Origin of the sequence: Holdemanella sp. MSK.7.32 (genome assembly GCF_024460475.1) — a bacterium.
Taxonomy (GTDB): domain Bacteria; phylum Bacillota_I; class Bacilli_A; order Erysipelotrichales; family Erysipelotrichaceae; genus Holdemanella.
Genome location: NZ_JANFYN010000009.1, coordinates 41317 through 66080 on the forward strand (window position 1 = coordinate 41317; position 24764 = coordinate 66080).

The following is a 24764-nucleotide window of genomic DNA, read 5'->3' on the forward strand; positions in this document are numbered from 1 at the left end:
AAAGAATCTAGACTTATTTGTCTAAATCCTTCAAGAATTGTTCTAAGCGAACAACAGCTTCTTTGATGTGATCTATGCTATATGCATAAGAGATACGGATATATCCTTCACCACTTTGTCCAAAAGCATTTCCTGGAACACAGGCAACTTTTTGTTCTTGTAGTAATCTTTCGCAGAACGTTTCTGAATCCAGTCCTGTCGATTGAATGTTACAGAAAACATAGAATGTACCATGAGGCATATTTGTCTTTAGTCCCATACGATTGAGTCTGTTGACTAAGAAGTTTCTTCTTTTTAGATAATCATCTTTCATCATCAAAACATCATCATAACCGTTTTTAATGGCTTCGATTCCTGCATATTGAGACATAACAGGAGCTGACATGATTACATATTGGTGAATCTTATTCATAACAGAAGAAAGTTCTTTGTTGGCCATACAATAGCCTAGACGCCATCCTGTCATCGCATATGCTTTTGAAAAACCATTTACGACAATAATTTGAGATTTGATTTCGTCAAATTGGGCTAATGATGCAAAAGGCTGATCAAAGCTTAGTTCGGCATAGATTTCATCACTCACAACATATATACCGGATTCTTTGATGATATCAACAATTTTTGCGTAGTCCTCTTTTGTCATGACACCACCTGTAGGGTTGCTAGGATAATTGATAATCATAGCTTTTGTCTTTGGTGTGATGACTTTCTTTAAATCTTCTGGAAGAATTTTAAAGTCATTTTCTTCTTTTAACTGTAAAGGAACAACAACACCATCACTTAGTATAACACTTGGTGCATAAGCAACGTAGTTAGGATCTAATACAATAACTTCATCGCCAGGATTCAACAGGGCACGCATACATAAGTCAATGGCTTCACTACCACCAATTGTGACAATTACTTCATTTTCAGGATCATATGTTTGATTGTAATGTTCCTTATGGAATTTACAGATTTCTTCACGAAGCTCCAACAATCCACGATTGGCTGTATAGTGCGTATGTCCTGTACTCATGTAGTGAATCGCATTTTCACAAATGTGCCATGGCGTAGCGAAATCGGGTTCACCAACACCTAAAGAGATAACGCCTTCCATTGTGCTTGCTAAATCAAAGAATTTACGAATTCCACTTGGTTTAATAGATGTTGCTTTTGTAGATAAACTTTTCATTATGGAGTCACAACCAATCTTGATTCTTTATCTTCTGGCTTGTCAATCATGACAATACCACTTTGCTTATATTGTTTTAAGACAAATAATGTCTTTGTGGAACGAACATCTTCAACACAGGCAATCTTATCTGAAACAAAGCGAGCCACTTCAAACATGGTTTTACCTTGTACTAAACATAAGAAATCACAATCTCCACTTAATAGATACATTGTATCTACTTCTGGATAGTTGGCAATTAATGCTGCTGTCTTGTCATAGCCTCTATTTCTTGTAGGTGTACAACTTACTTCAATATAAGCTAAAACTTTTTGATCTTTTAACGCTTTATTGTAGTTGATAATTGTGTGATAGCCACAAATAATTTTGTTTTTTTCTAAAGATTGAATCTCTGATTTTATACTTGCTTCATCTTCATTCAAAATATCCGCTAGATCTTGTGAAGTTAGACGAGCGTTATTTTCTAGTAAATCTAGGATTAAACTTTGGTTCATTTTTAATTCCTCCTTTTGAATATAATAGCACAATTAAGGTTATGTAAAAAGTGTGAAAATGCTTGAGAATGAACTGTAAATAGTCTAAAATATAAATGGTTGTTAGTTGTAAAAAGTTTTACTTGTTAGAGAATTGACAAATCAACAGTAGGCTTTTATAATAACAATGGTATTTAAAGGAGGATTTACTGACATGACAGTAAAAGTTGCGATTAACGGTTTTGGACGTATCGGACGTTTGGCATTCCGTCAAATGTTTGGTGCTGAAGGCTACGAAGTAGTAGCTATCAATGACTTGACTAGCCCTAAGATGTTAGCTCACTTGTTGAAATATGATTCAACTCAAGGAACTTACGCTAAGGCTGACACAGTTGTTGCTGGTGAAAATTCAATTACAGTAGATGGAAAAGAAATCACTATCTACGCAGAAGCTGATGCTTCTAAATTACCTTGGGGTGAATTAGGAGTTGACGTAGTATTAGAATGTACAGGATTCTATACTTCAAAAGCTAAAGCAGAAGCACACATTAAAGCAGGTGCTCGTAAAGTTGTTATCTCTGCTCCAGCAGGAAATGACTTACCAACAATCGTTTACAATGTAAACCACGAAACATTGAAACCAGAAGATACAGTAATTTCTGCAGCTTCTTGTACAACAAACTGTTTAGCCCCAATGGCTAACGCTTTGAACAAATTAGCTCCAATTAAATCAGGTATCATGACTACAGTTCACGCTTACACTGGTGACCAAATGACATTAGACGGACCTCAACGTAAAGGTGATTTACGTCGTAGCCGTGCTGCTGCAGTTAACATTGTTCCTAACTCAACAGGTGCTGCAAAAGCTATCGGATTAGTTATCCCTGAATTAAACGGAAAATTAATCGGATCTGCTCAACGTGTTCCAACTCCTACAGGATCAACTACTATTTTAGTAGCTGTTGTTGACGGAGAAGTTACAGTTGACCAAATCAACGCTGCTATGAAAGCTGCTACAACTGAATCATTCGGATACACTGAAGAACAATTAGTATCTAGTGATATCGTTGGTATGCGTTACGGATCATTGTTCGATGCAACTCAAACAATGGCTCACTCATTAGGTGACGGAACTACTCACGTACAAGTTGTTTCTTGGTACGACAACGAAAACTCTTACACAAGCCAAATGGTTCGTACAATTAAGTACTTCTCAGAATTAGCTTAATAATTGTAAGACTTTTAAAGGAATCCAATAGGGTTCCTTTTTTTTGTATATTATGATTTTGGTTTCGGAGCAGTTTGGGTTCCTTTTTTTTAATACTTTACTAAAAAGTGCAAATCAAAACCTTGAAATAAATAGGTAAATCATGTATTCTAACCTTTAGAGATTGTGAGGTGTTAGCGATGGGTATTCGACATCGTTTGACGGATTCTGAGCGTGATGATTTAACAAAAGATGTAGACGATTTAGATGCTGTTTACATGGAAAAATTAAGAAAAGATGGAATTGACGAAGATTTATTAGCTCAGTTCCGTGATTTAACTTTAGAATTAGAAAAGGATAAGGAACAAAATGGATAGTAAGACAATGAATGTAATAATCATAATTGTATTGACATTAGTATTTATCTTAGTGCCAATGATTATGAAAAAAGTTGTATGGAAGAAGTTATTAGTTCAATTGAACAATGAACAATATGACGAATTCTACAAAACATTAGATACAGGCGCATGTAAATTCTCATATCAGGCATTTAACCGTGAGTATATGCGTTTAAGTGGTTATTTGGCACAAAGAAATGATGCGAAAATCGAAGAACAATTTGAATTGTTGAAAAATATGCGTATTTCAAATAAACAAAAGGCTAGTGTCGCAACTCGTGGATTTTATTATTATTTAGAAAAAGGAAAAATCAAAAAAGCAGAGGGCATGCTTTCTTACGGAAAAAGCTATATTGATGAAAAGACATTCAAGAATATGCAGATTCAATTCAGCATATTAATGAAGAAAGAAGCCAAATATATTGATGACTGTAAAGAAATTTTAAATGGTATGTGGGATGGTAAGTCCGGACTAGACAACAATAAAAAATTCCCTGTTGGAACCATTCAATATTTAATTGGGCTTCAATATTCTTATTTAAAAGATGTGGATCATATGATGGAATACTTTAATCCTGCATTAGAAAATTTAGCAGGTACACCATATGAAGAAGATATTCGTCGTATCATGACTAATTTACATGTAGGCTAACCATTTGGTTAGCTTTTTTTTTCATGTTTTGTATTGTATAATAAACAGTATGAATTGGAGGACATTTTATTATGAAATTATATAATAGTTATTCTCAAACCATTGAAGAATTAAAACCAATCGAACCAGGAAAGATTTCCATGTACGTATGTGGACCAACAGTCTATAACTATCCACATATTGGAAATGCTCGTCCTATCGTTGTATTTGATACATTAAAAAAAGCATTGTCTGCACAAGGCTACGAAGTGACTTTTGCTTCAAACTATACAGATGTAGACGATAAGATCATTAAAACAGCTATTGAACAAAATGTGACTGAAAAGGAAATCACAGACAAATTTATAGTTGCCTATAACGATGTACGTAAAGGTTTACATGCAGATCTTCCAGATTATGCACCTCGCGTTACAGAAACAATGGATCGTATTATCGAATTTATTGATAAGATGGTTAAAAATGGTTCAGCTTATCAAGTGGGAGGCGATGTTTATTTCCGAGTTAATAGTGATAAAAAATATGGAGAACTGTCTCATCAAAGTATTGATGATCTAATGGTTGGTGCTCGTATTGATGAAAATGAAAAGAAGGAGAACCCATTAGATTTTACTTTGTGGAAAGAGACAACAGAAGGAATTAAATGGGATTCACCTTGGTCAAAAGGACGTCCAGGATGGCATACAGAATGTGTGGTTATGATACAGGATGTATTTAAGAAAACATTGATTGATATCCATGGTGGTGGTTTAGATTTAAAATTTCCTCACCACGAAAATGAGATTGCTCAATGTGAAGTATGCAACGATACACACTTGGCAAATATTTGGGTACACAATGGTATGATCAATATCAATGGTATCAAGATGTCAAAATCATTAGGTAATGTATGGTGGGCTAAAGACTTGATCGCTAACCATGGAGGAAACTTAACTCGTTGGTTGATGATTTCTACACATTATCGCGCTCCACTAAACTTAAATGAAGAGGCATTTTCAACTTCAAAGAAAGAATTAGATAAGATTGCAGCTGCTTATAAACAGGCTTGTGTAAAATTGGCTTTATCAAATGCTAAAGAAACAACTGCATTTGATGAAACGTATACTTCATTTATTGATGCATTAAATGATGATTTAAATACACCTAATGCGATCAGTGTTGTTTATGAAGTCGTTAAAAAAATCAATCAGGCGGTTCGTCAAAGAGAAATCGATGTTGAAAATTTAGCTGTTTTAGTACATACATTAGAAAAGATGCTTTATATTTTGGGTATTGAATTTGATAAGATCACAATGAGTGAAGAAGATAAAGAATTGTATCAAAACTGGAGAAGTGCAGTTAAAGAAAAAGATTTTGAAACAGCGGATTCACTTCGTGCTGCATTGATTGAAAAAGGAATTCTGTAATGGAAATTGTAACGGAAAATGCGACAAGTCTAGCATGGATTGGTGATGCCGTTATGTCTTTGGCTGTGCGCGAACACCTTCTAAGTTTAGGGTATCGTAAGGCCCATGTTCTTCAAAAGAAAAACGCTGTTATTTGTAGTGCTAAAGGGCAATCTGTTATGTTAAATACAATGATGGATGAAGATTTCTTTACCGAGGATGAGAAAACGATTCTTGCACGTGGAAGAAATGCGACGATTCATTCAAAAGCTAAAAATGCGACGCACAAAACATATTTAGAGGCAACTGCATTAGAATCTATGTTGGGATATTTATATTTATATGGACATCAGGATAGACTTAAGTTTTGTCTAGATAGAATAATTGAGATAGGGGACAGTCTATGATCGTATATGGAAAAAATGTGTATTCTACACTTCAAAATGATCCGGATTCAATCGAAAAAGTATATGTACTTCAGGGATTGAAAGACGCAAAGCTTTTAAAATCGATTCAAAAATCAAATTTAAAGGTAGAATATTGTAATCGTGCAAAATTAGATAAAATTGCGAATTCGACACATCATAATGGAGTTGCGGTAAAAGTAAGTGAAATTGAAACATATAGTATTGAAGAATTAGTTAGACGTGCTAAAAAGCCTGGCTTATTAGTGGCTTTGGACGGTGTTCAAGATCCACATAATGTAGGTGCTATTTTAAGGACTTGTGATTGTACGGGTGTTGATGGTGTCATCTTGACGAAACACAATAGTTGTGGATTAACTCCAACGGTTGTTAAGGCAAGTACAGGAGCTGCTTATACTGTACCTGTTTCGATTGTGACGAATTTATCGCAGACATTAAGAAACTTGAAACAAGAAGGATATTGGGTTGTTGGTACAGATATGAAGGATGCAAGAGAATATCGTGAAGGTATGTATGATTCACCAACTGTATTGGTTATAGGATCTGAAGGTCAGGGTATTTCAAATCTTGTAAAGAAACAATGTGACTATATGGTGTATCTACCAATGGTCGGAAGTATCACTTCATTAAATGCGAGTGTTGCAGCAGCAGTCTTGATGTATGAGGTATACAACCAAAGAAATCCAATCAAATAAGTCGATTTTTTATAAAATCGGCTTTTTTAATGTCTTTTTCACATTGCCTCGTTATAATGGATTTAGGTGATAAAGATGAATATATATGAATGTATATACATGGTTCAAATGAATGATTTTACGGAAATGAAAAATTTGATTCAATACTATAGACCTATGGTGACGGACATATGGGCGGATGTATTTGTACGAAAGACAAACACAATTCTTTGCGAAAAAGAAGAATTCTATCGTCATGCCGATTTATTGTTGTATCATTGTATATTTGAATATCGAATGGATCGTGCACTTTCGTTTTCAGGATTTTATAGGCGTTGCACTAAAAATAAGGCCTATGATATTTTGCGTCATAGCATAAGAAAGCAGTGTTACTTAAATCAAACCTGTATTAGTTTAGACCAAAGAATTCGTGAGGATACAAAACTATACTATGGTGATGTGAACATGTTTGATTCATTAGAAGTTCATGATGTTGTTTTAGATAAACTCATGTGGGAATATACAAAAAATCGTATCAACCGAGTTTTTGGTGAAGATTATGTACAGATCATTGACTATCGAATGGAGGGCTATACTTTAAAAAATATAGCGGAAGAACTTGGCTTAAGCGCTTCAAAGGTAAGTTTTATGTTTGAAAAGGTAAAAAAGTGGTATACGACAATTGACAGTTGACTGGATAAAATGGTACATTTATTGAGTTAAGGAGCGTGAAGGAATTGGCAGATAAAGTTGTTTTGACGTGTACAGAGTGTTTATCAAGAAATTATACGACCCCAAAGAATAAGAAGACCAACACGCAACGTCTTGAAATTAAAAAGTATTGTCCAAAGTGTGGCAAGCATACTTTGCATAAGGAAACAAAGTGAGGAATCCATATGAGTAAAGAAAAAAAAGAAAGAACATATTCACCATCAAAAGTGTTCAAAGAATTAAAAACTGTTAAATGGCCAACATTTAAAGAATTAATGTCATCAAGTGGTTTGGTAATCGTATTTACAGTATTATTTGGTTTGTATTTCTTTGTTTGTGAGGTTTTATCAAGCGGTCTTGTGAAAATGATCGTTGGCGCATAGGGAGGAAAATATGTCAGAGTTAAAAAAAGAATGGTATGTAGTAAATACATATGCAGGTCAAGAAAATCGTGTAAAAGAAAACTTGGAACGTCGTGTAAAAACTATGGGTCTTGAAGATTCTTTGTTCCAGATCGTCGTTGCTGAAGAAAAAGAAATTGAATATAAAAATGGTAAACCAGTAGAAAAAACACACAATCTATTCTCTGGTTATTTATTAGTGCAAATGATCATGACAGATGAAGCTTGGTATGTTGTACGTAACACTCCAGGTGTAACTGGATTTATCGGATCAAGTGGAAAGGGTGCTAAACCATTCCCAGTAGCTCAAGAAGAAGTTGATGCTGTATTACGCCGTCTAGGACGTCAGGATGTAAATGTTCAAGTTGATTTTGAAGTGGGAGACCGTGTAGAAATCACAAATGGAGCTTTCAAAAACTCCGAAGGTGTTATTGAAGCTATGGACGAAGAAAAGAAAGAAGCTACAGTTCTATTAATCTTATTTGGTCGTGAAACACCAACAGAAATTCCATATATGGATTTAAAGAAAGTCGACTAAGACTTTCTTTTTTTAGGTGAATAATGAAAACTTTAGTATTTGACTTAGATGGCACAATGTATCGTGGGACGCAGATCATTGAAAGTGCTCATCAATTTTTAGATTATTGTATCCAAAAGGACATTCCATTTATTTTTTTGACAAACAACTCGATGCGTACCCCACAAGAAAATGTAAAGCATATGGAAGAGATGGGATATACAAATATTAAGCCAGAGATGTTTTATAATAGTGCTATGGCAGCTAGCCAATATGTTAAGAAACATTATGAAGGGAATAAAGCTTATTACATTGGAAAACAAGGCATGAAAGATGCATTGAATCAAGAAGGTTTTATTATTGATGATGAAAATCCAGATTTTGTCTTCATAGGATTGGATAAAGATGCCACATATGCATCTTACTCAAAAGCTCTATCTTTGATTTTAAATGGAGCCAAAATTATTGGTACAAATAATGATCGTATCTTAGCAAAACCTGGCGGATTTGAAGTAGGTAATGGAAGTGTAGTCGATATGTTTGAGTATGCAGCCAATCAAAAATCTCCTCGTATTGGTAAGCCTAATCGAGCAATCCTTGATTTGTGTTTAGAATATTTTGGCTTAAAAGAAGATGAAATTGTATTAATTGGTGATAATCTTGAAACGGATATTAAACTTGGGTATGAACAAAATATTGAAACTGTGCTTGTACAGACGGGGGTTCACAACAAGGAAGATATTGAACGACTAAAAATATATCCAACTCATGTGGTGAATACGTTGATGGATTTAGTAGACTATAATTTTGACTAGTATTTTTATTGAATTATTGGTATAATCGAAATATCGTAGAAGGTGTGATGAAAAAATGAAAGATATATTAAACGTGGTTTTAATGACATTATCTGGTGTTATTATTATATTGACATTATTACAAAGTGGTAAATCAGACGGGTTGTCTGCTGCCTTTACAGGAAGTGGAGATTTGAACTTGTTTGCGGTACAAAAAGAAAGAGGCCCTGAAAAAGTTATCTCTCGTTTAACTTTGGTTTGTGGAATTTTGTTCTTTGCGATTGTGATCGCATTGCAGATTGTGTAATTAAAAGACCGTTAAGGTCTTTTTTCTGTTTTAAAGGAGGAAGAAATGAAAGAAAAAATCATTCAATATTTAGAAGAAAAAAAAGAATGTAAAATACGTGATTTAGAAAAAGTCGTTCGACCTAAGTCAAGTAAAGAATTTACAGAAATGGTGAAGTCTTTAAATGAATTAGAAGATGAAAAATTGATTTATAACGATCATACAAGCCTATATTTGATTGATGATATACATTTTATGGCTGGAAGTGCGAAAGATATTTCCAGATATGAAATTGCTGTTTTTAATGAAAATAATAAGGTGTATGTTCCTAAAAATAAAAAGATGAAGATCTTTGATAAAGATGAAGTTTTAGTACGCTTAAAGCCAGAACCGTCTTTAATCAAAGTGTTTAATCATGGATTGACAAATATTACAGGCGTTATGATTGTTAAAAAGAAGAAAACATTCTTCTATAGCGATTTAGATTTACACTGTTCAATTCGTGTAGTCAATGAAAAAGAATTTAGTTTTAAAAAACGTACAAAAGTTGTATGCCAAATTGTGAAGTATGCAGATCCTCTAGAAGTAAGGATCATCCAAGTCTTAGGACATCCAGACGATGCAGGCGTAGATATTAGTGCTATGCTTACAAGCAACCAGGTTCGTCAGGTATTTAATGGGAAAATTGTAAAAGAGTGTAAAAGAATCCCAGCAAAAGTACAAAAGGATGAACTTGAAAATCGTAAAGATTTAAGAAATCTATTAACTGTCACAATTGATGGGGATGATGCCAAGGATTTTGATGATGCAATTTCGATTGTGAAAAATGAAAAGGGATATTTATTGTATGTACATATTGCCGATGTTTCACATTATGTAAAAGAAAATAGTGCCCTTGATCAAGAAGCCTATTTACGAGGAAATTCTATATATGTTTGTGATCGAGTTGTGCCTATGCTTCCATTTGATTTGAGTAACGGTATTTGTTCATTAAATCCAAATGTAGACCGTTTAACGATTACTTGTGCTATGCAAGTGGATGAGAGGGGAAATCTATTAACATATAATGTCTTCCCGAGTGTGATTCATTCCGATAAGCGCTGTACATATAAAAAGGTAAACGCATGTTTAGCTGGAGATGAAACTATACTGGAAGAGTATTCAGAAGTTAAAGATTTATTGTTTACTTTAGAGTCTTTGGCTAAATTATTAAAGAAACAGTCACACAATCGTGGATGTATTGATTTTAATACCAAAGAAGCAAAGATCATTATGGATAAAAATGGCTATCCTGTAGATGTAACAGTTTTAGAGCGCGGTTTTGCCGAACAAATGATTGAAGAATGTATGATCTTAGCCAATGTTTGTGTGGCTCACCATATGCATGTGAATAAAATTCCAAGCATGTATCGTGTGCATGAAAATCCAGATCCTAAAAAAGTGGCAACAATTTGTACTGTTGCGAATTCTTTGCGTATTCCATTTGATTTCTATCCAGATGAAGTGAATGCCAGTCAAATTCAAAAATTCTTAGAATCGATTCAAGATGAAAATGCATATGAAGTCTTGTCTATGGTTGCTTTGCGTTCTATGCAAAAGGCGCGTTATGATGCGCATTGTTTAGGACACTTTGGTTTGGCACTTGAAGAGTATTGTCATTTTACAAGTCCAATTCGTCGTTATTCAGACTTAGTAGTACATCGTATGCTGCATGCGTATTGTTTTAATGAACAAAAGCGTACACCATCAAATGATGAAAAGAAAATCAAAAAACAGGCTTTCCATATTTCTGAAAAAGAAAGAGATGCGATCATGATGGAAAGAATGGTGAATGACTATAAGAAGGCACAGTTCATGGAAAAAAGAATTGGTCAAGTTTTTGAAGGAACAATTGTTGGTGTGATGAGTTTTGGTTTCTTTGTAGAAATGGATAATACAGTGGAAGGACTTGTCCCAGTTCATACTTTATCAAATGACTTCTACGATTATGATGCAGATACAATGACTTTAAAGGGACAGACACATGGTAAAGTGTTCCAAATGGGAATGCGTGTACGTGTTGTTTGTACGGATGTCCAAAGAGAAAAAGGACAAGTTACATTTAGCTTGTTGGAAAGGAGAAATTATGATTAAAGGTATTCATCATGTCGCATTTAAATGTGAGACACAAGAACAATTTGATGAAATGATTTATTTTTATCACGAATTACTTGGACTTCCTATTTTAAGAAAGTGGGATTCAGGAATTCATTTGGATTGTTTTAATAGTTGTATTGAAATCTTTTTGGATGGCACAAAATCCGTCGGTGAAGGATGTATTCGTCATTTTGCGTTTGAAACAGATCATGTGGATAAAATTGTTGAAAAAGTTCGTAATGATGGCTATATAGTGAGTGTTGAACCTGTAGATGTAGTTATGAAAACAGATCCTGTATTTCCTATTCGTGTAGCTTTTATTGAAGGTCCGCTTCATGAATCTATCGAATTATTTTGTGAAAAGGCATAATTGGTAGGTTTTCTGTCCAAGTTGGTACTTGATTTGCACTAAATATTTTCTTTGTTAGAATGGAATCAGTTAAACAAAGGAGTGATTGAGATGAATCAAGTTCAAGGCGTAAAAGTAAATAAAAATTTCAATCTTTTCTTTGTACATATGTAAACTGGGGTGAACTATCATTCCAGTTTTTCTGTGATTTCAAGAGCAATAATGATGAGGAGGATGGTTGAAATGGATCAGAATTTTAATAAGGTATTTTGGGATGCATGTGCGAATGGAGATTTCCCAATGGTTTGTTCTCAAATCAAAGCAGGAGCGGACGTAAACTATCAAAATGGTGATGGACGTACTGCATTGATGCGTGCAAGTAAGCGTGACCGTAAAGATGTTGTGCAGGTTTTACTTGATAATGGGGCTGATGTGAATATTTCAGATAATAAAGGGAAAACAGCTTTAATGACAGCTGCAAAAAAAGGTAATAAAACAATTTTAAAGGCTTTGATTGATGCAGGTGCAGATGTCAATGCCAAAGATGACAGAGGACGTACAGCTTTAATGCGTGCTTGCTTATTAGGACAAGATCGTTGTGTTGAAGTATTATTAGATGCTGGGGCAAAAATCAATGATCAAGATGAAGTAGGTCGTAGTGCTTTAATGGAAGCTTGTATTGCGTTTAAGCGTGACACAATTCACTTATTGCTTGAAAGAAACGCAGATGTAAACTTATTTGATAATAATGGTGTAACTGCATTGATGCGTGCAGCTTATGGAGGATATCCAAGTTTAGTAGAAAAATTATTGGCATATGGCGCTGATAAAGATATGACAGATAAACAAGGTCGCGTTGCATTAGATTATGTTCGTGAACACTGTAGAGCTCAATTAGAGCCGATCTTAAGATGAGGTTAAGCGTATGAGAGATTATCAGAGTTTTGAAGTACGTAACGTAAGCGTAATCGGACATAGTGGAGCAGGAAAAACAAGTGTTCTAGAAGCTATGTTATATTATACAAAGGCAACAGATCGTTTTGGTAAAACAACAGAAGGAAGTTCAATGATCGATTTCGATGCTGAAGAAATTCGCCGTGGACTATCTGTTTATACAACAATTGTTCCAATTGAATGGGAAGATAGTAAAATTAATTTCATTGACACACCAGGTTATTTAGACTTTGTTGGTGAAAAACAAGGTGGTTTTTCGGTAGGTGATTCAAGTTTAATCGTAGTTAATGCCAAAGATCCTTTACAATCAGGAACAAAACTTGCGTATAAACAAGCCGTTGCTGAAAAGAAACCTACTATTTTCTTTATTAATAAATTAGATGAAGAACACACAAGCTTTGATGCAAGTTATCAAGCGTTGCGTGAAGAATTTGGTAAAAGTGTTATTCCGTTTGAAGTTCCTATCGTTGAAGATGGTAAAATCGTTGGATCTGTAAATATCATTAAAAATAAAGCTTGGTATTATAATCCAGAATTGGCAGATAAACCATGCCCAGTTCCTGAATCTATGCAAGAAGAAGTAGCTCTTTATAAAGATCAGATTGCAGAAGCTGTAGCTATGGGGGATGATGAATTAATGGAAAAATTCTTCTCTGGTGAAGAATTTAGTGATGCCGAATTAAAACGTGGTGTTCGAATTGGTGTGCGTAATGGAGAAATTTGTCCAGTATATTCTGGTAGTGCAGTCAATTCAATTGGTATCCAACGTTTGATGGATTTAATCGTTGATTATTTCCCAACATACTCAGAAAGAGGTATGTACACAGCTACAACTCCAAATGGTGTTAAAGTTGAATTGTTGACAAGTGAAACAGAAGTTTTAACAGCACAAGTATTTAAAACGATTATGGACCCATTTGTTGGAAGAATTAGTTATGTAAAAGTATTGAGTGGTGTACTTGCAGCTGATAGTACAGTTGTGAATGCCAATAATGGTAAACCAGAAAAAATCAGTCAAATCTATATTGTTAAGGGTAAACATCAGACAGCGGCTGGTAAATTATTTACAGGAGATATTGGCGCTTTAGTAAAACTACAAAATACTAGAACAAACGATACATTGTGTGATAAAGGTAAATTGTTGATGGCTGATCCAATCACATTTGAAACTCCAATGTATGGACAGGCTGTTGTACCTAAGACTAAAAATGATGAGGATCGTTTATCAAATGGTCTTGCTCGTTTACAAGAAGAAGATCCAACATTTAAAGTGGTGAATAATCCGGAAACAAAAGAAACAGTGATTTATGGTATTGGTGATCAGCATTTAGACGTGATTGTGAATAAATTAAATTCTAAATTTAAAGCTGAAGTTGTCTTAAGTAATCCAAAGGTTACTTATCGTGAAACTATCACAAAGACAGCTGTTGGTGAAGGTCGTCATAAAAAACAATCGGGTGGACATGGACAATTTGGACATGTATTTGTAGAATTTAGTCCTAATCCTGATGAAGAAGAAATGGTATTTGCAGAAAAGGTATTTGGTGGAGCTGTTCCGAAACAATACTTCCCAGCTGTTGAAACGGGTCTTCGTGAATGTTGCCAAAAGGGTCCTTTAGCAGGATATAAGATGGTAAATGTAAAAACGACATTGTTAGATGGTAAATATCATGATGTTGACTCAAGTGAAATGGCATTTAAGATGGCTGCTCACTTAGCTTTTAAAGATGCGATGACAAAAGTTCGCCCAATCTTATTAGAACCAATCATGAATGTCAAGATTCGTGTTCCAGATGAATTTACAGGTGCTGTCATTGGTGATTTGAACAAGCGTAGAGGTTCAATCATGGGTATGACTCCAGTGGATTCAGATCAAGAAATTGATGCACAAGTTCCAATGGCAAACATGTCTAGATATTGTGTTGAACTTAGAAGTATGACAACTGGTTTAGGAACATATACAATGGAAATGGACCGTTATGATCCAGTACCAGAACCTTATGCTTCAAGAGTGATCGAAGATAGCAAGAAAGAAAAAGAATAGGACATACGTAAAAAGACAGCAAAAAAAGGCTGTCTTTTTCTATATAATTTCAAAATGTTTTAACGCACTGACTATTCCATCTTCTTGTACAGAATCTGTAATGTAGTCAGCTATAGCTTTAACGTCATCTTTGGCATTACCCATCGCAACACCGGTACCAACATATTTCAACATAGAGATATCATTTCCTCCATCACCAAAGGCCATAGCTTCCTCTTTGTTGAAATTGAAATAATCCAATATCTTTTGAATACCTATATCTTTTCCACCGTTACAAGGAATAATGTCACAAGCTCTATTCCACCAGCGAGCTACTTTTAATGTGGTTGTGTTTTCTAGAATCAACTCATTTTGATCTTCTGTAGTGGCAACCATCATTTGATAAATTTCTTCTTCCATAAAATTATTAAATTCATCAAGTACATGAACATGTTGGTTGGCAATCATGAAATATTCTTCTAAGATTTCATCATCAAAATTACATCCCATCTTATTGATTCCAGCTAGAGTAACAGCCTTTTTTAATTTCTTGGCATTATCTACGAATGTTTGAATATCTTTTTTATTTAGGGGATTTTTGTATATCAATTCGTTAGGTGTGAAACAATAAGATCCATTAAAGGAAAGTACTCCATCAAATTCGATGCCATGAAATTTAGGAACGACAAAAGGAGGCCTTCCCGTGGCTAAAATGATTTTGATGCCTTTTTGCTTAACTAAGTTTAATGCAATAATCAATTCTTGGTGCATTTCCTTCTTGCCAAGTTCTAAAAGTGTGCCATCAATATCAAAAAATAAAATTTTAATCATAATCCATTCTCCATTCTTATTTTATTTTAGCATTACTTTGGAAAATTCAATAAATTTTGTGTATAATACAGAAATCGGGGAGGGTATATATGAGTACATTTAAGCGATTTTTACAATATTATAAACCATATAAAGGGATTTTCTTTATGGATCTATTTTGTGCACTTATCATGTGTATTGTAGATCTTTCGTTTCCTTTGATTCTAAGTTATTGTACAGGACAATTTTTTTTGAAATCATCGAATGAAATTTTAAAAGGAGTTTTCGTATTAGGAATAGGTTTACTCGTTATGTATGTGATACGTGCATTGTGTCGTTATTATGTGAGTTGTCAAGGCCATGTGATGGGAGCCAACATGGAAAGTGATATGCGTCAAGACTTATTCAATCAATATCAACGTTTATCTTTCTCCTATTATGATAAACACAATACAGGGGTTATGATGTCTCGTGTTGTTTCAGACTTATTTGATATTTGTGAGTTTGCACATCATGGTCCTGAAAACTTATTTATTTCATTATTCAAAATTGTTGGATCTTTCATTATTTTGGCTACGATTTATTGGCCATTGGCATTGATTCTTTTGGCAGTGACTGTTGTGATGATGGTGTTTAGTTATTCTCAAAATAAAAAGATGCGAAGAACCTTTATGGAAAACAGAAAGAAGATTGGTAGTGTGAATGCAAGTCTTCAAGATTCCTTAGGTGGTATTCGTGTTGTACAGTCTTTTGCGAATGAAGATATTGAAATTGATAAATTCAATCATTCAAACATGGAATTTTTGGAATCTAAAAAAGACAATTATCGTGTTATGGGTACTTTTCAAGGTGGAAATAATTTCTTCCAAGGACTTTTATATGTCACAATCATTGTATTTGGTGGGCTGTTTATCGCTAATGGCGATTTAAACCCAATTGTGTTAGCTACGTTTGCCTTATATATCAATGTCTTTGTTTCTCCAATTGAAGTCTTGGTTGAATTTACGGAGATGTTCCAAAAAGGATTCTCTGGATTTAGACGTTTTGAAGAGGTTATGAATGAAGTTCCTGAAATTCAAGATTCTAAAAATGCCAAGGATTTAGAAAATGTTTCTGGAAATATTGATTTTGATCATGTGTCTTTCCAATATAATGAGAATGAAAAGGTTATTGATGATGTAAATTTACATATCAAGGCCGGTGAAAAGATTGCTTTAGTGGGACCAAGTGGTTCTGGTAAAACTACACTTTGTTCGTTATTGTCTCGTTTTTATGATGTCACAAATGGATCTATTCGTATTGATGGTCAAAATATTAAAGATGTAACTTTAAAATCTCTTCGTTCAAACATTGGTTTAGTACAACAAGATGTATATTTGTTTACCGGAACAATTGAACAAAACATCGCTTATGGAAGACCTGATGCAAGCCATGAGGATATTGTGGAAGCGGCTAAAAAAGCGAATATCCATGATTTTATTATGTCTTTACCAGAAGGATATAATACGTTCTGTGGGGAAAGAGGAACGCGTTTATCTGGTGGACAAAAACAACGTATCTCGATTGCACGTGTATTCTTAAAAAATCCTAAAATCTTGATTTTAGATGAAGCGACAAGTGCTTTGGATAATGAGAGTGAGAGAATCATTCAAAAAAGTTTAGAAGATTTAAGCAAGAATCGTACTTGTATTACGATTGCCCATCGTTTATCTACGATTCGTAATGCAGATGAGATTGTCGTAATTGATGCGACAGGTATGCATGAACGTGGAACACATGACGAATTGATGAAATTAAATGGTACTTATGCGAAATATTATAAGCTTCAATTTGAAGGGCTAAATTAGCAGGCATGCAAATGTCTGCTTTTCTTGTATCTTTGAAAAAAAAGTGATAAAATTTAAGTCGTAAATGAAAGCGTTTTTCGCTTGTTTTAGGAGGAATTTATCATGTTAAAAGGGATAGCAGCAAGTGCTGGTGTATCAGTAGCTAAAGTTTACAAATTGGAAACACCAAAAGTTGTTATTGAAAAAAAAGCAGGAGTAGCTGAAGAAGAAGTTAAAAAATTCGAAGATGCTCTAGAAAAAACTAAAAAGGATATCGAAGGAGTAAAAGAAAGAGCAGCTAAACGTTTAAGTGACGAAGAATTAGCTGTATTCGATGCCCACTTGATGATGGCTGGTGACCCTGAATTAGCTGGTCAAATTAAAGCTATGATCGAAAATGATGGTGTAAATGCTGAATATGCAACTGAACAAGTAGCTAACCAAATGGTTGAAATGTTCGAAAGCATGGATAATGATTATTTCCGTGAAAGAGCAGCTGACATCAAAGACGTTACTTTCCGTTTAAAATGTAACTTATTAGGATTAACAATTCCTGATTTAACAAGCATTGCAGAAGATTCAATCATCGTTGCTCACGACTTGACTCCAAGTGATACAGCTCAGTTAAATGAATTTGTTAAAGGTTTCGCTACTGAAATCGGTGGTAAAACATCTCACTCAGCTATCATGGCTAACTCATTGGAAATCCCTGCAGTTGTAGGATGCCCAGGTGTATGTGATGCATGTAAAACTGGTGATACTTTGGCATTAGATGCATTAGATGGTGTTGTTGAAATCAATCCTGATGAAGCAACAATTGCTAAATATGAAGCTAAGGCTGAAGCATTCTTAAAAGAAAAAGAAGAATTGAAAGTATTGAAAAACGAAAAATCAGTAACTAAAGACGGACACGAAGTTGAACTTGCTGGTAACATCGGTGGATTCAAAGATGTTGAAGGTGTGTTGACTAATGGTGGTGAAGGTGTCGGATTATTCCGTACAGAATTCTTATACATGGATTCAGATCACTTCCCAACAGAAGACGAACAATTTGAAGCATACAAACAAGTATTAGAAGGTATGCAAGGTAAAAAAGTTGTTGTACGTACACTAGACATTGGTGGAGATAAACACTTATCTTACTATGAGTTCCCACAAGAAATGAACCCATTCTTAGGATACCGTGCAATTCGTCTTTGCTTAAAAGAAACAGATATCTTTAAAACTCAATTACGTGCATTATGTCGTGCATCTGTATATGGAAGACTTTGCATCATGTTCCCAATGATTGCTACAGTTAAAGAATTCTGTGATGCGAAAGCAATCTTTGAAGAAGTTAAGGCTGATTTAGTTGCTGAAGGTGTTGCAGTTAGTGACAGCATTGAAGTAGGTATGATGGTTGAAATTCCTGCTGCTGCAGTTCTTGCTGATCAATTTGCTAAATATGCAGACTTCTTCTCAATTGGTACAAATGACTTGATCCAATACTCTATGGCTGCTGACCGTATGTCTGAACACGTTTCATACTTGTATCAACCATACAACCCAAGTGTATTACGTTTAGTTGCTAACACAATCAAAGGTGCTCACGAACATGGTAAATGGGTTGGAATGTGTGGAGCTATGGCTGGTGAACCACATGCAGTTCCTATTCTTTTAGGTTTAGGTCTTGATGAATTCTCAATGAGTGCTACTCAAATCTTAAAGGCTCGTAAGGTTGTTAAATCTTTAAGCTATGAAGAAATGCAAGGATTAGCTCAAGAATGCTTAAATAAAGACACTGCTGATGAAGTTTTAGAAACAGTTAAAACTAAATTAGGTGAATAATTAATTCGGGGTTCTATTGAACCCCTTTTATTTTGTAGGGGGAATTTATGAAGCTTATATGGAAATATTTAATGAAATATAAAAAATGGTTTTTGTTGGATTTTATAAGCGTGTTTGGCTTTGCCCTTGTTGAACTTGGAATTCCAACTATCATTTCAGATATGATTGATCATGGTATTGAAACACAAGACACAACTTATTTATATAGTCGTTTTGGAATTATGGCATTGATTAGTGTGATTGGTGTAAGTGGGGTTGTGCTACTTGGCTATTGCTGCTCCAAAATATCCACAAATATTACGCGTGATATTCGTAATGATGTTTTTGAACATGCACAAGCATTCTCGACTGCTGAAATGGAAAAGTTTGGTGTATCCAGTATGATTACACGTACAAATAATGATGCCTATCAAATTATGTTATTTTTAAATGTGATTTTAAAATCTGCATTATTAACACCGGTTATGATGTGTGTTTCGGTTATGTTAATTTTAAAAATCTCTTTAGAACTATCTTACGTAGTCTTAGCTACGATTCCTGTTGTTATTTTGGGCGTGATCATTGTTGCCAAAGTAAGTGAACCATTGAGTGAGAACCAACAAAAGTCGATTGACCACATTAATCAAATTTTGCGTGAAAATATTACGGGAATTCGTGTGATTCGTTCTTTTAATAAACAAGAGTATGAAAAGAAACGTTTCTCTAATGAAAATGATTTCTATCGAGATCAAAGCGCAAAACTATTTAAATTGATGTCTTGTACGGAACCATCTTTTTTCTTTTTGATGAATATCGCAACGGTGATCGTATATTATTTAAGTTGTACTTTACTGAATTCGAATGCGGTTACCTTAGGAAATGTAGTGGCCTTTGTAGAATACTTATTCCACGTTATGATGTCTGTATTGATTTTCTGTATGGTGTTTATGATGTATCCTAGAGCGAATGTATCGGCTAAGCGTATTATGGAAGTGTTGGATACAAAGCCAAGTATTGTCAATGATGAAAATTCTATTCAATTGGATTCTATTCAAACATTGAGTTTTAAAGATGTTACGTTTTCGTATCCAAATGGAGAAGAAGCCGTTTTAAAGAACATTGATTTTTCTTGTCATAAAGGACAAAAGATTGCTGTGATTGGAAGTACAGGATCTGGTAAGAGTACATTAGTAAAATTAATGAATCGATTTTATGATGTAAGTCGTGGATCGATTGAAATCAATGGTGTTGATATTCGTAAATATAATTTAGAGAGTTTACGTACCCAAATTGGATATGTTGCACAAAAGGCACATATGTTTAAGGGAAGTATTCGTTCTAATATTTGTTTTGGAAAGCCTGAGGCTAGTGTTGAAGAGATGGTTCATGCGGCAACGGTTGCACAAGCCAGCAATTTTATTTCGACAAGAGAGCATGGGTATGAAGATGAAATTGCAGAGGATGGAACGAATATTTCGGGTGGTCAGAAACAAAGGCTATCGATTGCTCGTGTCATCTTAAAAAAGCCATCCCTTTATATTTATGATGATAGTTTTAGTGCTTTAGATTTTAAAACGGATGCGACATTAAGAAAGGCATTGAAACCTGAAGTAAAGAATGCGATTTTCTTTGTGGTTGCCCAAAGAATTTCTACCATCATGGATTCGGATATGATCATTGTTTTGGATGAAGGTCAGATTATTGGAATGGGAACACATGCACAATTGTTAAAGGATTGTAGTGTGTATCAAGAGATTGCTCATTCGCAATTAACACAAAAGGAGTTGGATGATTATGAAAGAAACTAAGAAAATGAAGTTTACTGAATGTCTATCTCATCTGTTTGTGTTTATAAAGCCATATCGCTTTAAATTGTTATTTGGAATTTTAATGGTTATTACAGCCCAAGTGACTTTTGCCTTAAATCCGACTGTAGAAGGTATGATTACTACGCAATTAGCTGCAGATATTTCAGCGCATCAACCAATTCAGGTAGATAAAGTTGTACATATCTTATGTATCTTATTTTCCATCTATATTGTGAAGACAATATCTCAATTTTTAATGGCTGTTTTTATGACGGATGCGATTCAGAAGACGATGTTTGATGTTCGTAATGCGATTGAGAATAAAATTCATCATTTACCTGTTTCTTATTTTGATCAAGAAAAAACGGGAGAGTTATTATCACGTATCACAAATGATGTGGATACATTATCGAATGCGTTGCAACAAACTTTATCACGAGTAATTTCAGCTATATGTACATTTACTTTTGTGCTATTCATGATGTTAAGAATCAATGTACTAATGACGTGTATTATACTAGTGGCATTACCTGTTATTGCGCTTTTATCGAAATTTGTAGTTAAGAAATCACAGCCTCTATTTGATGATCAACAAAATACATTAGCCGATTTGAATGGTACCATCAATGAATTGTATGATGGATATAGTGAGATTCTTTCTTATAATCAACAAGAACATGCTTTAGAAAGATTTCAAAAAGATAATGAAAGAATGCGTGTATCAAGTTTTAAGGCGCAGTTTGTATCAAGTTTGATCAATCCATTATGTTCTTTGATTACCTATTTAAGTATTGGTTGTGCAAGCCTTGTTGGTTGTCTTCAAGTATTAAATGGAACTATCGCATTAGGGCAACTACAAGCATTTATTCGTTATATTTGGCAAATCAACGATCCGATTTCTCAAATATCTCAATTATCAAGTGCTGTACAATCTGCCTTTAGTGCCATGTCACGTTTATTCACTTTCTTAAATCAACCCATTGAAGAGGATGTTATATCCAAATGTCAAATTGATGAGGTACGTACCATTGAATTTGATCATGTACAATTTGGATATGATGATAATCTATTAATGAAGGATGTTAATATTGATGTACATCAAGGTCAAACCATCGCTATTGTAGGTCCTACAGGAGCAGGTAAGACAACATTGACAAACTTATTACTACGGTTCTATGACGTAAAGGGTGGAAGTATTAAAATTAATGGTATTGATATTCGAGAATTGTCATATCATGATTTAAGAAAACTCTTTGCGTTGGTTCTACAAGATACGTGGTTGTTTGAGGGAAGTATTGAACAAAATATTGCGTATGGAAATGAAAAAGCATTAAAAAATGAAATTGTCCAAGCCGCAAAACAAGCGAATGTTCATCATTTTATACGTACTTTAACCGATGGTTATGATACTTTGATCAATGAAGAAGGTAGCAATGTTTCTCAGGGTGAAAAACAATTATTAACGATTGCACGTGCTCTTATAAAGAATCCAGAAGTCTTGATTCTAGATGAAGCTACGAGTAGTGTAGATACAAGGCTTGAAAGACGTCTTCAAGGTGCAATGGATCGTGTCATGGAAAATCGTACATGTTTTGTGATTGCACACCGTTTATCTACAATCATTAATGCAGATAAGATTTTGGTGCTTGAACATGGAGATATCGTTGAACAAGGCACACATGAAGAATTATTGAATAGGAATGGAGTTTATGCTAGGTTGTATAATGCTCAATTCGCAAAATAAAGAGTCTGATTAATCATTCAGACTTTTTTTGATGCCCTTGGCGATGGCTGTGGCAATATTTTTTGTATGATTTTTAAGATAATATAAATCGGAATCATCCGATATAAAGCCTGCTTCAATCAAAATGGCATCGACTTCGTTGTTGGCAACCACATACAATGGTGTTTCATTAGTATCTAATAAACCTCGATTGGTTGAATAATCTAATTGATCAAGTTGCTTAAGAATGGAATTGGACAATTTTACAGTGTTCTTGTTGTTGAAATCACAATAGATTTCATATCCATTGGCTTCATATTCACTTGAATTTAAATGTATGGATACAAAAAGATCGGCATTCTTTTTATTTGCTAAATCACAACGCGTTTGTAAATCTTCTGTATTATCATCTGACCATGAAACAGAGTCGCTTGTACGTGTATATACAACTTCAAAGCCATAGGATTTGAGTTGTTTTCCAACAAGTAGTGCGATATCTAAATTGATATCTTTTTCATAATCGCCATAGTTACTTACAGCCCCTACATCATATCCTCCATGACCTGCATCAATCATAATAGTTTCTTTTGTGCTTTTGGCAGAAACTATTGTATCTTTTTCGTTGAGTAAAGTATAGGTGCATCCTATACAGAATGTGAGTAATAGAGTCATTAATAATTTTTTCATGGACTTATTAAAACATGTAATCCCTAAATATCTCTTAAATTTACTGTCCTTTAAAATTAAGTTAAAACTGTACGTTTTAAAGAATACAGTAAAATGATAATATAGGGACAAGTTTTAAAAAGGAGAAACGATTATGACAAATGAAACAACAAGAAGAATTGCCAAAACAGCTTTAATGATCGCATTGATCTTCGTATGTACATTTACAATTAAACTTCCAAATCCAGCAACAGGCGGATATACACATATGGGAGATTGTATGGCATTTCTTGCAGTGCTAGTCTTAGGTAAAAAAGACGGGGCTTTAGCTGCAGGCTTAGGAGCCGCATTAAGTGATTTATTGACTGGAGCCATGATTTGGGTGCTTCCTACATTTATCTTTAAATTCATTATGGGATATATTATGGGTGTTGTACTTGAAAAGGGAAACAATGAAAAATTAGATTGGATTGTTGGAGCTAGCCTTGGTGGTTTGTTTCAATGTTTCGCATATACACTATTTAAGATTCCTTTATTTACAGCAGCAGTCGCCTTTGCGTCTGTACCTAGACTTTTAGCTCAAACGATTATGGGACTTGTTATTTATGCGATTGTTGCCAATATCTTAGCTAAATCTAAAGTATTATCTTTACAAGGTGCTGTCGCATGAAAAAAATCGATGCACATGCACATTTAGGCTATATTGGCGGATGGGCCAATGTAAAAATGGATGTTGATGAATTGATTTCATTGATGGATACATATGAAATTGAAACGACAATGATTTGTGTTTTGGATAATGAAGTGGCTTATAAGGCTATGCAGAAATATCCAGGACGTATTGAAGGGTGTGTCTATGTAAATCCTTTAGAGCCAGATTGTTTAGATTTGATTGATAAATATGTAAAGCTTGGTTTTAAGGCTATTAAACTACAACCATTACGCCATGCTTATTGTGCGGATAGTGAAATTGTGGATCCTATATTAGATAAGGCTGAAGAATACGGTATTCCTGTTTGTATTCATTCAGGCCATCCACCTTATTCACTTCCTTGGCAAATTGGATTACTTGCCGAAAGACATCCAAATTGTAAAGTATTAATGATTCATATGGGTCATGGTCATGGTGTATATATTGATGCAGCATTAAAAATGGCTCGACGATATCCAAATATTTACTTGGAAATGTCGGGTATGCCTATGCATACAAAAATTAAAGAAGCGTATGATACGGTTGGCCATGATCGTATCCTATTTGGAACGGATACTCCTTTCCATCATCCTACAGTTGAGATGCAAAAAGTATTAATGAGCGGCGTTGATGAACAGGGCTTAGAAGATATTTTCTATAACAACGCAAAGAAATTTTTTGATGTATAGACAAAACTAGTAACGGGTAAACCTCATCAATTTACCCGCTTTTTTTTTATGCCTTCTATTTAACTATTGGGAGTGTTTTGGAGGTTTCCGTGAGGATGGTTTGTCCAAGTTGTAAAAAGAGAAGTCCTTCATCGAAAGCACCTGCATCTACGAATATCTGTGATTACATCTCGAACGCCTAAGAACAAA

At 34.4% G+C, this 24764-nt stretch carries 26 protein-coding genes; 22 read left to right on the plus strand and 4 right to left on the minus strand.

All coding sequences use genetic code 11. From position 1 onward, the window contains the following. Positions 1-13 precede the first annotated feature (13 nt). Both NE544_RS03625 and NE544_RS03630 read right to left on the minus strand, forming a co-directional pair. Positions 14-1174 carry a pyridoxal phosphate-dependent aminotransferase gene (locus NE544_RS03625; RefSeq protein ID WP_256268364.1) on the minus strand — a complete coding sequence of 387 codons (1161 nt, stop codon included), beginning with the start codon at positions 1172-1174 and terminating at the stop codon, positions 14-16. Further along, the gene (locus NE544_RS03630) at positions 1174-1668 is read right to left on the minus strand and encodes an Lrp/AsnC family transcriptional regulator (protein WP_117926831.1); all 495 of its coding nucleotides are present in this window, start codon (positions 1666-1668) and stop codon (positions 1174-1176) included. The genes NE544_RS03625 and NE544_RS03630 overlap by 1 nt, the downstream gene beginning before the upstream one ends. A gap of 193 nt (positions 1669-1861) precedes the next feature. On the opposite strand from NE544_RS03630, the gene gap reads away from it, so the two are divergent. From gap to fusA, 16 genes are all read left to right on the plus strand, one after another. Continuing rightward, entirely contained in the window at positions 1862-2875 is a 1014-nt protein-coding gene (gene gap, locus NE544_RS03635; protein ID WP_040466502.1) for a type I glyceraldehyde-3-phosphate dehydrogenase, read from the plus strand. A 179-nt stretch (positions 2876-3054) separates the two neighbouring features. After that, positions 3055-3231, plus strand: coding sequence for a hypothetical protein (locus NE544_RS03640; RefSeq protein WP_186998664.1), 177 nt, complete (start codon positions 3055-3057; stop codon positions 3229-3231). Beyond that, the gene (locus tag NE544_RS03645) at positions 3224-3904 is read left to right on the plus strand and encodes a hypothetical protein (protein ID WP_256268365.1); all 681 of its coding nucleotides are present in this window, start codon (positions 3224-3226) and stop codon (positions 3902-3904) included. Before NE544_RS03640 ends, NE544_RS03645 begins: the two co-directional genes overlap by 8 nt. A 71-nt stretch (positions 3905-3975) precedes the next feature. Then, positions 3976-5307 (plus strand): cysteine--tRNA ligase, encoded by a 1332-nt coding sequence (gene cysS, locus NE544_RS03650; RefSeq protein ID WP_256268366.1) that lies wholly within the window; start codon positions 3976-3978, stop codon positions 5305-5307. Further along, positions 5307-5693, plus strand: a complete 387-nt coding sequence (locus NE544_RS03655) for a Mini-ribonuclease 3 (protein WP_118116320.1) — start codon at positions 5307-5309, stop codon at positions 5691-5693. The genes cysS and NE544_RS03655 overlap by 1 nt, the downstream gene beginning before the upstream one ends. After that, the gene (rlmB, locus tag NE544_RS03660; protein ID WP_117925677.1) at positions 5690-6406 is read left to right on the plus strand and encodes a 23S rRNA (guanosine(2251)-2'-O)-methyltransferase RlmB; all 717 of its coding nucleotides are present in this window, start codon (positions 5690-5692) and stop codon (positions 6404-6406) included. Before NE544_RS03655 ends, rlmB begins: the two co-directional genes overlap by 4 nt. A 75-nt stretch (positions 6407-6481) precedes the next feature. Continuing rightward, complete coding sequence (locus tag NE544_RS03665; protein WP_256268367.1) at positions 6482-7078, plus strand: hypothetical protein; 597 nt, start codon at positions 6482-6484, stop codon at positions 7076-7078. Between the two features lie 44 nt (positions 7079-7122). Then, positions 7123-7272 (plus strand): 50S ribosomal protein L33, encoded by a 150-nt coding sequence (gene rpmG, locus NE544_RS03670; RefSeq protein ID WP_117571901.1) that lies wholly within the window; start codon positions 7123-7125, stop codon positions 7270-7272. Between the two features lie 9 nt (positions 7273-7281). Next, positions 7282-7479 (plus strand): preprotein translocase subunit SecE, encoded by a 198-nt coding sequence (gene secE / locus NE544_RS03675; RefSeq protein WP_117571877.1) that lies wholly within the window; start codon positions 7282-7284, stop codon positions 7477-7479. A gap of 10 nt (positions 7480-7489) precedes the next feature. Continuing rightward, the gene (nusG, locus tag NE544_RS03680; RefSeq protein ID WP_117925674.1) at positions 7490-8035 is read left to right on the plus strand and encodes a transcription termination/antitermination protein NusG; all 546 of its coding nucleotides are present in this window, start codon (positions 7490-7492) and stop codon (positions 8033-8035) included. 23 nt (positions 8036-8058) lie between these two features. After that, positions 8059-8829 (plus strand): HAD-IIA family hydrolase, encoded by a 771-nt coding sequence (locus tag NE544_RS03685; RefSeq protein ID WP_199593230.1) that lies wholly within the window; start codon positions 8059-8061, stop codon positions 8827-8829. Positions 8830-8884: 55 nt separating this feature from the next. Then, a complete protein-coding gene (gene secG / locus NE544_RS03690) occupies positions 8885-9115 on the plus strand; it encodes a preprotein translocase subunit SecG (protein WP_256268368.1) in 231 nt (76 codons plus the stop codon). Positions 9116-9160: 45 nt separating this feature from the next. Then, positions 9161-11227 carry a ribonuclease R gene (rnr, locus tag NE544_RS03695; protein ID WP_256268369.1) on the plus strand — a complete coding sequence of 689 codons (2067 nt, stop codon included), beginning with the start codon at positions 9161-9163 and terminating at the stop codon, positions 11225-11227. Further along, positions 11220-11600: a VOC family protein gene (locus NE544_RS03700; RefSeq protein ID WP_256268370.1), complete on the plus strand. Its 381-nt coding sequence runs from the start codon at positions 11220-11222 to the stop codon at positions 11598-11600. Before rnr ends, NE544_RS03700 begins: the two co-directional genes overlap by 8 nt. A 222-nt stretch (positions 11601-11822) precedes the next feature. After that, positions 11823-12494, plus strand: coding sequence for an ankyrin repeat domain-containing protein (locus NE544_RS03705; protein ID WP_117571872.1), 672 nt, complete (start codon positions 11823-11825; stop codon positions 12492-12494). Between the two features lie 10 nt (positions 12495-12504). Beyond that, a complete protein-coding gene (fusA, locus tag NE544_RS03710) occupies positions 12505-14577 on the plus strand; it encodes an elongation factor G (RefSeq protein ID WP_256268371.1) in 2073 nt (690 codons plus the stop codon). Positions 14578-14616: 39 nt separating this feature from the next. Here fusA and NE544_RS03715 read toward each other — a convergent pair whose 3' ends face one another. Beyond that, entirely contained in the window at positions 14617-15387 is a 771-nt protein-coding gene (locus NE544_RS03715) for a Cof-type HAD-IIB family hydrolase (RefSeq protein WP_256268372.1), read from the minus strand. A gap of 89 nt (positions 15388-15476) precedes the next feature. Here NE544_RS03715 and NE544_RS03720 point away from each other — a divergent pair, with 89 nt between their 5' ends. The 4 genes from NE544_RS03720 to NE544_RS03735 all read left to right on the plus strand — a co-directional run bounded on the left by NE544_RS03720 (position 15477) and on the right by NE544_RS03735 (position 22550). Next, complete coding sequence (locus tag NE544_RS03720; protein ID WP_118115515.1) at positions 15477-17213, plus strand: ABC transporter ATP-binding protein; 1737 nt, start codon at positions 15477-15479, stop codon at positions 17211-17213. Between the two features lie 102 nt (positions 17214-17315). Further along, complete coding sequence (ptsP, locus tag NE544_RS03725; protein WP_256268373.1) at positions 17316-19019, plus strand: phosphoenolpyruvate--protein phosphotransferase; 1704 nt, start codon at positions 17316-17318, stop codon at positions 19017-19019. Between the two features lie 47 nt (positions 19020-19066). Continuing rightward, the gene (locus tag NE544_RS03730; RefSeq protein ID WP_256268374.1) at positions 19067-20806 is read left to right on the plus strand and encodes an ABC transporter ATP-binding protein; all 1740 of its coding nucleotides are present in this window, start codon (positions 19067-19069) and stop codon (positions 20804-20806) included. Continuing rightward, positions 20787-22550 (plus strand): ABC transporter ATP-binding protein, encoded by a 1764-nt coding sequence (locus tag NE544_RS03735; protein WP_256268375.1) that lies wholly within the window; start codon positions 20787-20789, stop codon positions 22548-22550. The genes NE544_RS03730 and NE544_RS03735 overlap by 20 nt, the downstream gene beginning before the upstream one ends. Before the next feature lie 9 nt (positions 22551-22559). Here the strand turns inward: NE544_RS03735 and NE544_RS03740 are convergent, their stop codons facing one another. Continuing rightward, on the minus strand, positions 22560-23216 hold the full coding sequence (locus NE544_RS03740) for an N-acetylmuramoyl-L-alanine amidase (protein ID WP_256268376.1): 657 nt from the start codon (positions 23214-23216) through the stop codon (positions 22560-22562). 133 nt (positions 23217-23349) lie between these two features. On the opposite strand from NE544_RS03740, the gene NE544_RS03745 reads away from it, so the two are divergent. Continuing rightward, complete coding sequence (locus tag NE544_RS03745) at positions 23350-23865, plus strand: ECF transporter S component (RefSeq protein ID WP_118115505.1); 516 nt, start codon at positions 23350-23352, stop codon at positions 23863-23865. Next, positions 23862-24575, plus strand: coding sequence for an amidohydrolase family protein (locus NE544_RS03750; protein WP_256268377.1), 714 nt, complete (start codon positions 23862-23864; stop codon positions 24573-24575). The genes NE544_RS03745 and NE544_RS03750 overlap by 4 nt, the downstream gene beginning before the upstream one ends. Positions 24576-24764: the final 189 nt, after the last annotated feature.

Bases quoted from the DNA above. Each gene is read 5' to 3' on its own strand.
- NE544_RS03685 (WP_199593230.1), top strand. From the start codon at position 8,059: ATGAAAACTTTAGTATTTGACTTAGATGGCACAATGTATCGTGGGACG.
- ptsP (WP_256268373.1), top strand. From the start codon at position 17,316: ATGTTAAAAGGGATAGCAGCAAGTGCTGGTGTATCAGTAGCTAAAGTT.
- rlmB (WP_117925677.1), top strand. From the start codon at position 5,690: ATGATCGTATATGGAAAAAATGTGTATTCTACACTTCAAAATGATCCG.
- NE544_RS03640 (WP_186998664.1), top strand. From the start codon at position 3,055: ATGGGTATTCGACATCGTTTGACGGATTCTGAGCGTGATGATTTAACA.
- NE544_RS03630 (WP_117926831.1), bottom strand. From the start codon at position 1,668: ATGAACCAAAGTTTAATCCTAGATTTACTAGAAAATAACGCTCGTCTA.
- nusG (WP_117925674.1), top strand. From the start codon at position 7,490: ATGTCAGAGTTAAAAAAAGAATGGTATGTAGTAAATACATATGCAGGT.
- secE (WP_117571877.1), top strand. From the start codon at position 7,282: ATGAGTAAAGAAAAAAAAGAAAGAACATATTCACCATCAAAAGTGTTC.
- NE544_RS03715 (WP_256268372.1), bottom strand. From the start codon at position 15,387: ATGATTAAAATTTTATTTTTTGATATTGATGGCACACTTTTAGAACTT.
- NE544_RS03700 (WP_256268370.1), top strand. From the start codon at position 11,220: ATGATTAAAGGTATTCATCATGTCGCATTTAAATGTGAGACACAAGAA.
- NE544_RS03750 (WP_256268377.1), top strand. From the start codon at position 23,862: ATGAAAAAAATCGATGCACATGCACATTTAGGCTATATTGGCGGATGG.
- NE544_RS03705 (WP_117571872.1), top strand. From the start codon at position 11,823: ATGGATCAGAATTTTAATAAGGTATTTTGGGATGCATGTGCGAATGGA.
- NE544_RS03735 (WP_256268375.1), top strand. From the start codon at position 20,787: ATGATTATGAAAGAAACTAAGAAAATGAAGTTTACTGAATGTCTATCT.
- NE544_RS03625 (WP_256268364.1), bottom strand. From the start codon at position 1,174: ATGAAAAGTTTATCTACAAAAGCAACATCTATTAAACCAAGTGGAATT.
- NE544_RS03655 (WP_118116320.1), top strand. From the start codon at position 5,307: ATGGAAATTGTAACGGAAAATGCGACAAGTCTAGCATGGATTGGTGAT.
- NE544_RS03665 (WP_256268367.1), top strand. From the start codon at position 6,482: ATGAATATATATGAATGTATATACATGGTTCAAATGAATGATTTTACG.
- NE544_RS03645 (WP_256268365.1), top strand. From the start codon at position 3,224: ATGGATAGTAAGACAATGAATGTAATAATCATAATTGTATTGACATTA.
- NE544_RS03740 (WP_256268376.1), bottom strand. From the start codon at position 23,216: ATGAAAAAATTATTAATGACTCTATTACTCACATTCTGTATAGGATGC.
- rnr (WP_256268369.1), top strand. From the start codon at position 9,161: ATGAAAGAAAAAATCATTCAATATTTAGAAGAAAAAAAAGAATGTAAA.
- NE544_RS03720 (WP_118115515.1), top strand. From the start codon at position 15,477: ATGAGTACATTTAAGCGATTTTTACAATATTATAAACCATATAAAGGG.
- NE544_RS03745 (WP_118115505.1), top strand. From the start codon at position 23,350: ATGACAAATGAAACAACAAGAAGAATTGCCAAAACAGCTTTAATGATC.
- gap (WP_040466502.1), top strand. From the start codon at position 1,862: ATGACAGTAAAAGTTGCGATTAACGGTTTTGGACGTATCGGACGTTTG.
- fusA (WP_256268371.1), top strand. From the start codon at position 12,505: ATGAGAGATTATCAGAGTTTTGAAGTACGTAACGTAAGCGTAATCGGA.
- cysS (WP_256268366.1), top strand. From the start codon at position 3,976: ATGAAATTATATAATAGTTATTCTCAAACCATTGAAGAATTAAAACCA.
- secG (WP_256268368.1), top strand. From the start codon at position 8,885: ATGAAAGATATATTAAACGTGGTTTTAATGACATTATCTGGTGTTATT.
- NE544_RS03730 (WP_256268374.1), top strand. From the start codon at position 19,067: ATGAAGCTTATATGGAAATATTTAATGAAATATAAAAAATGGTTTTTG.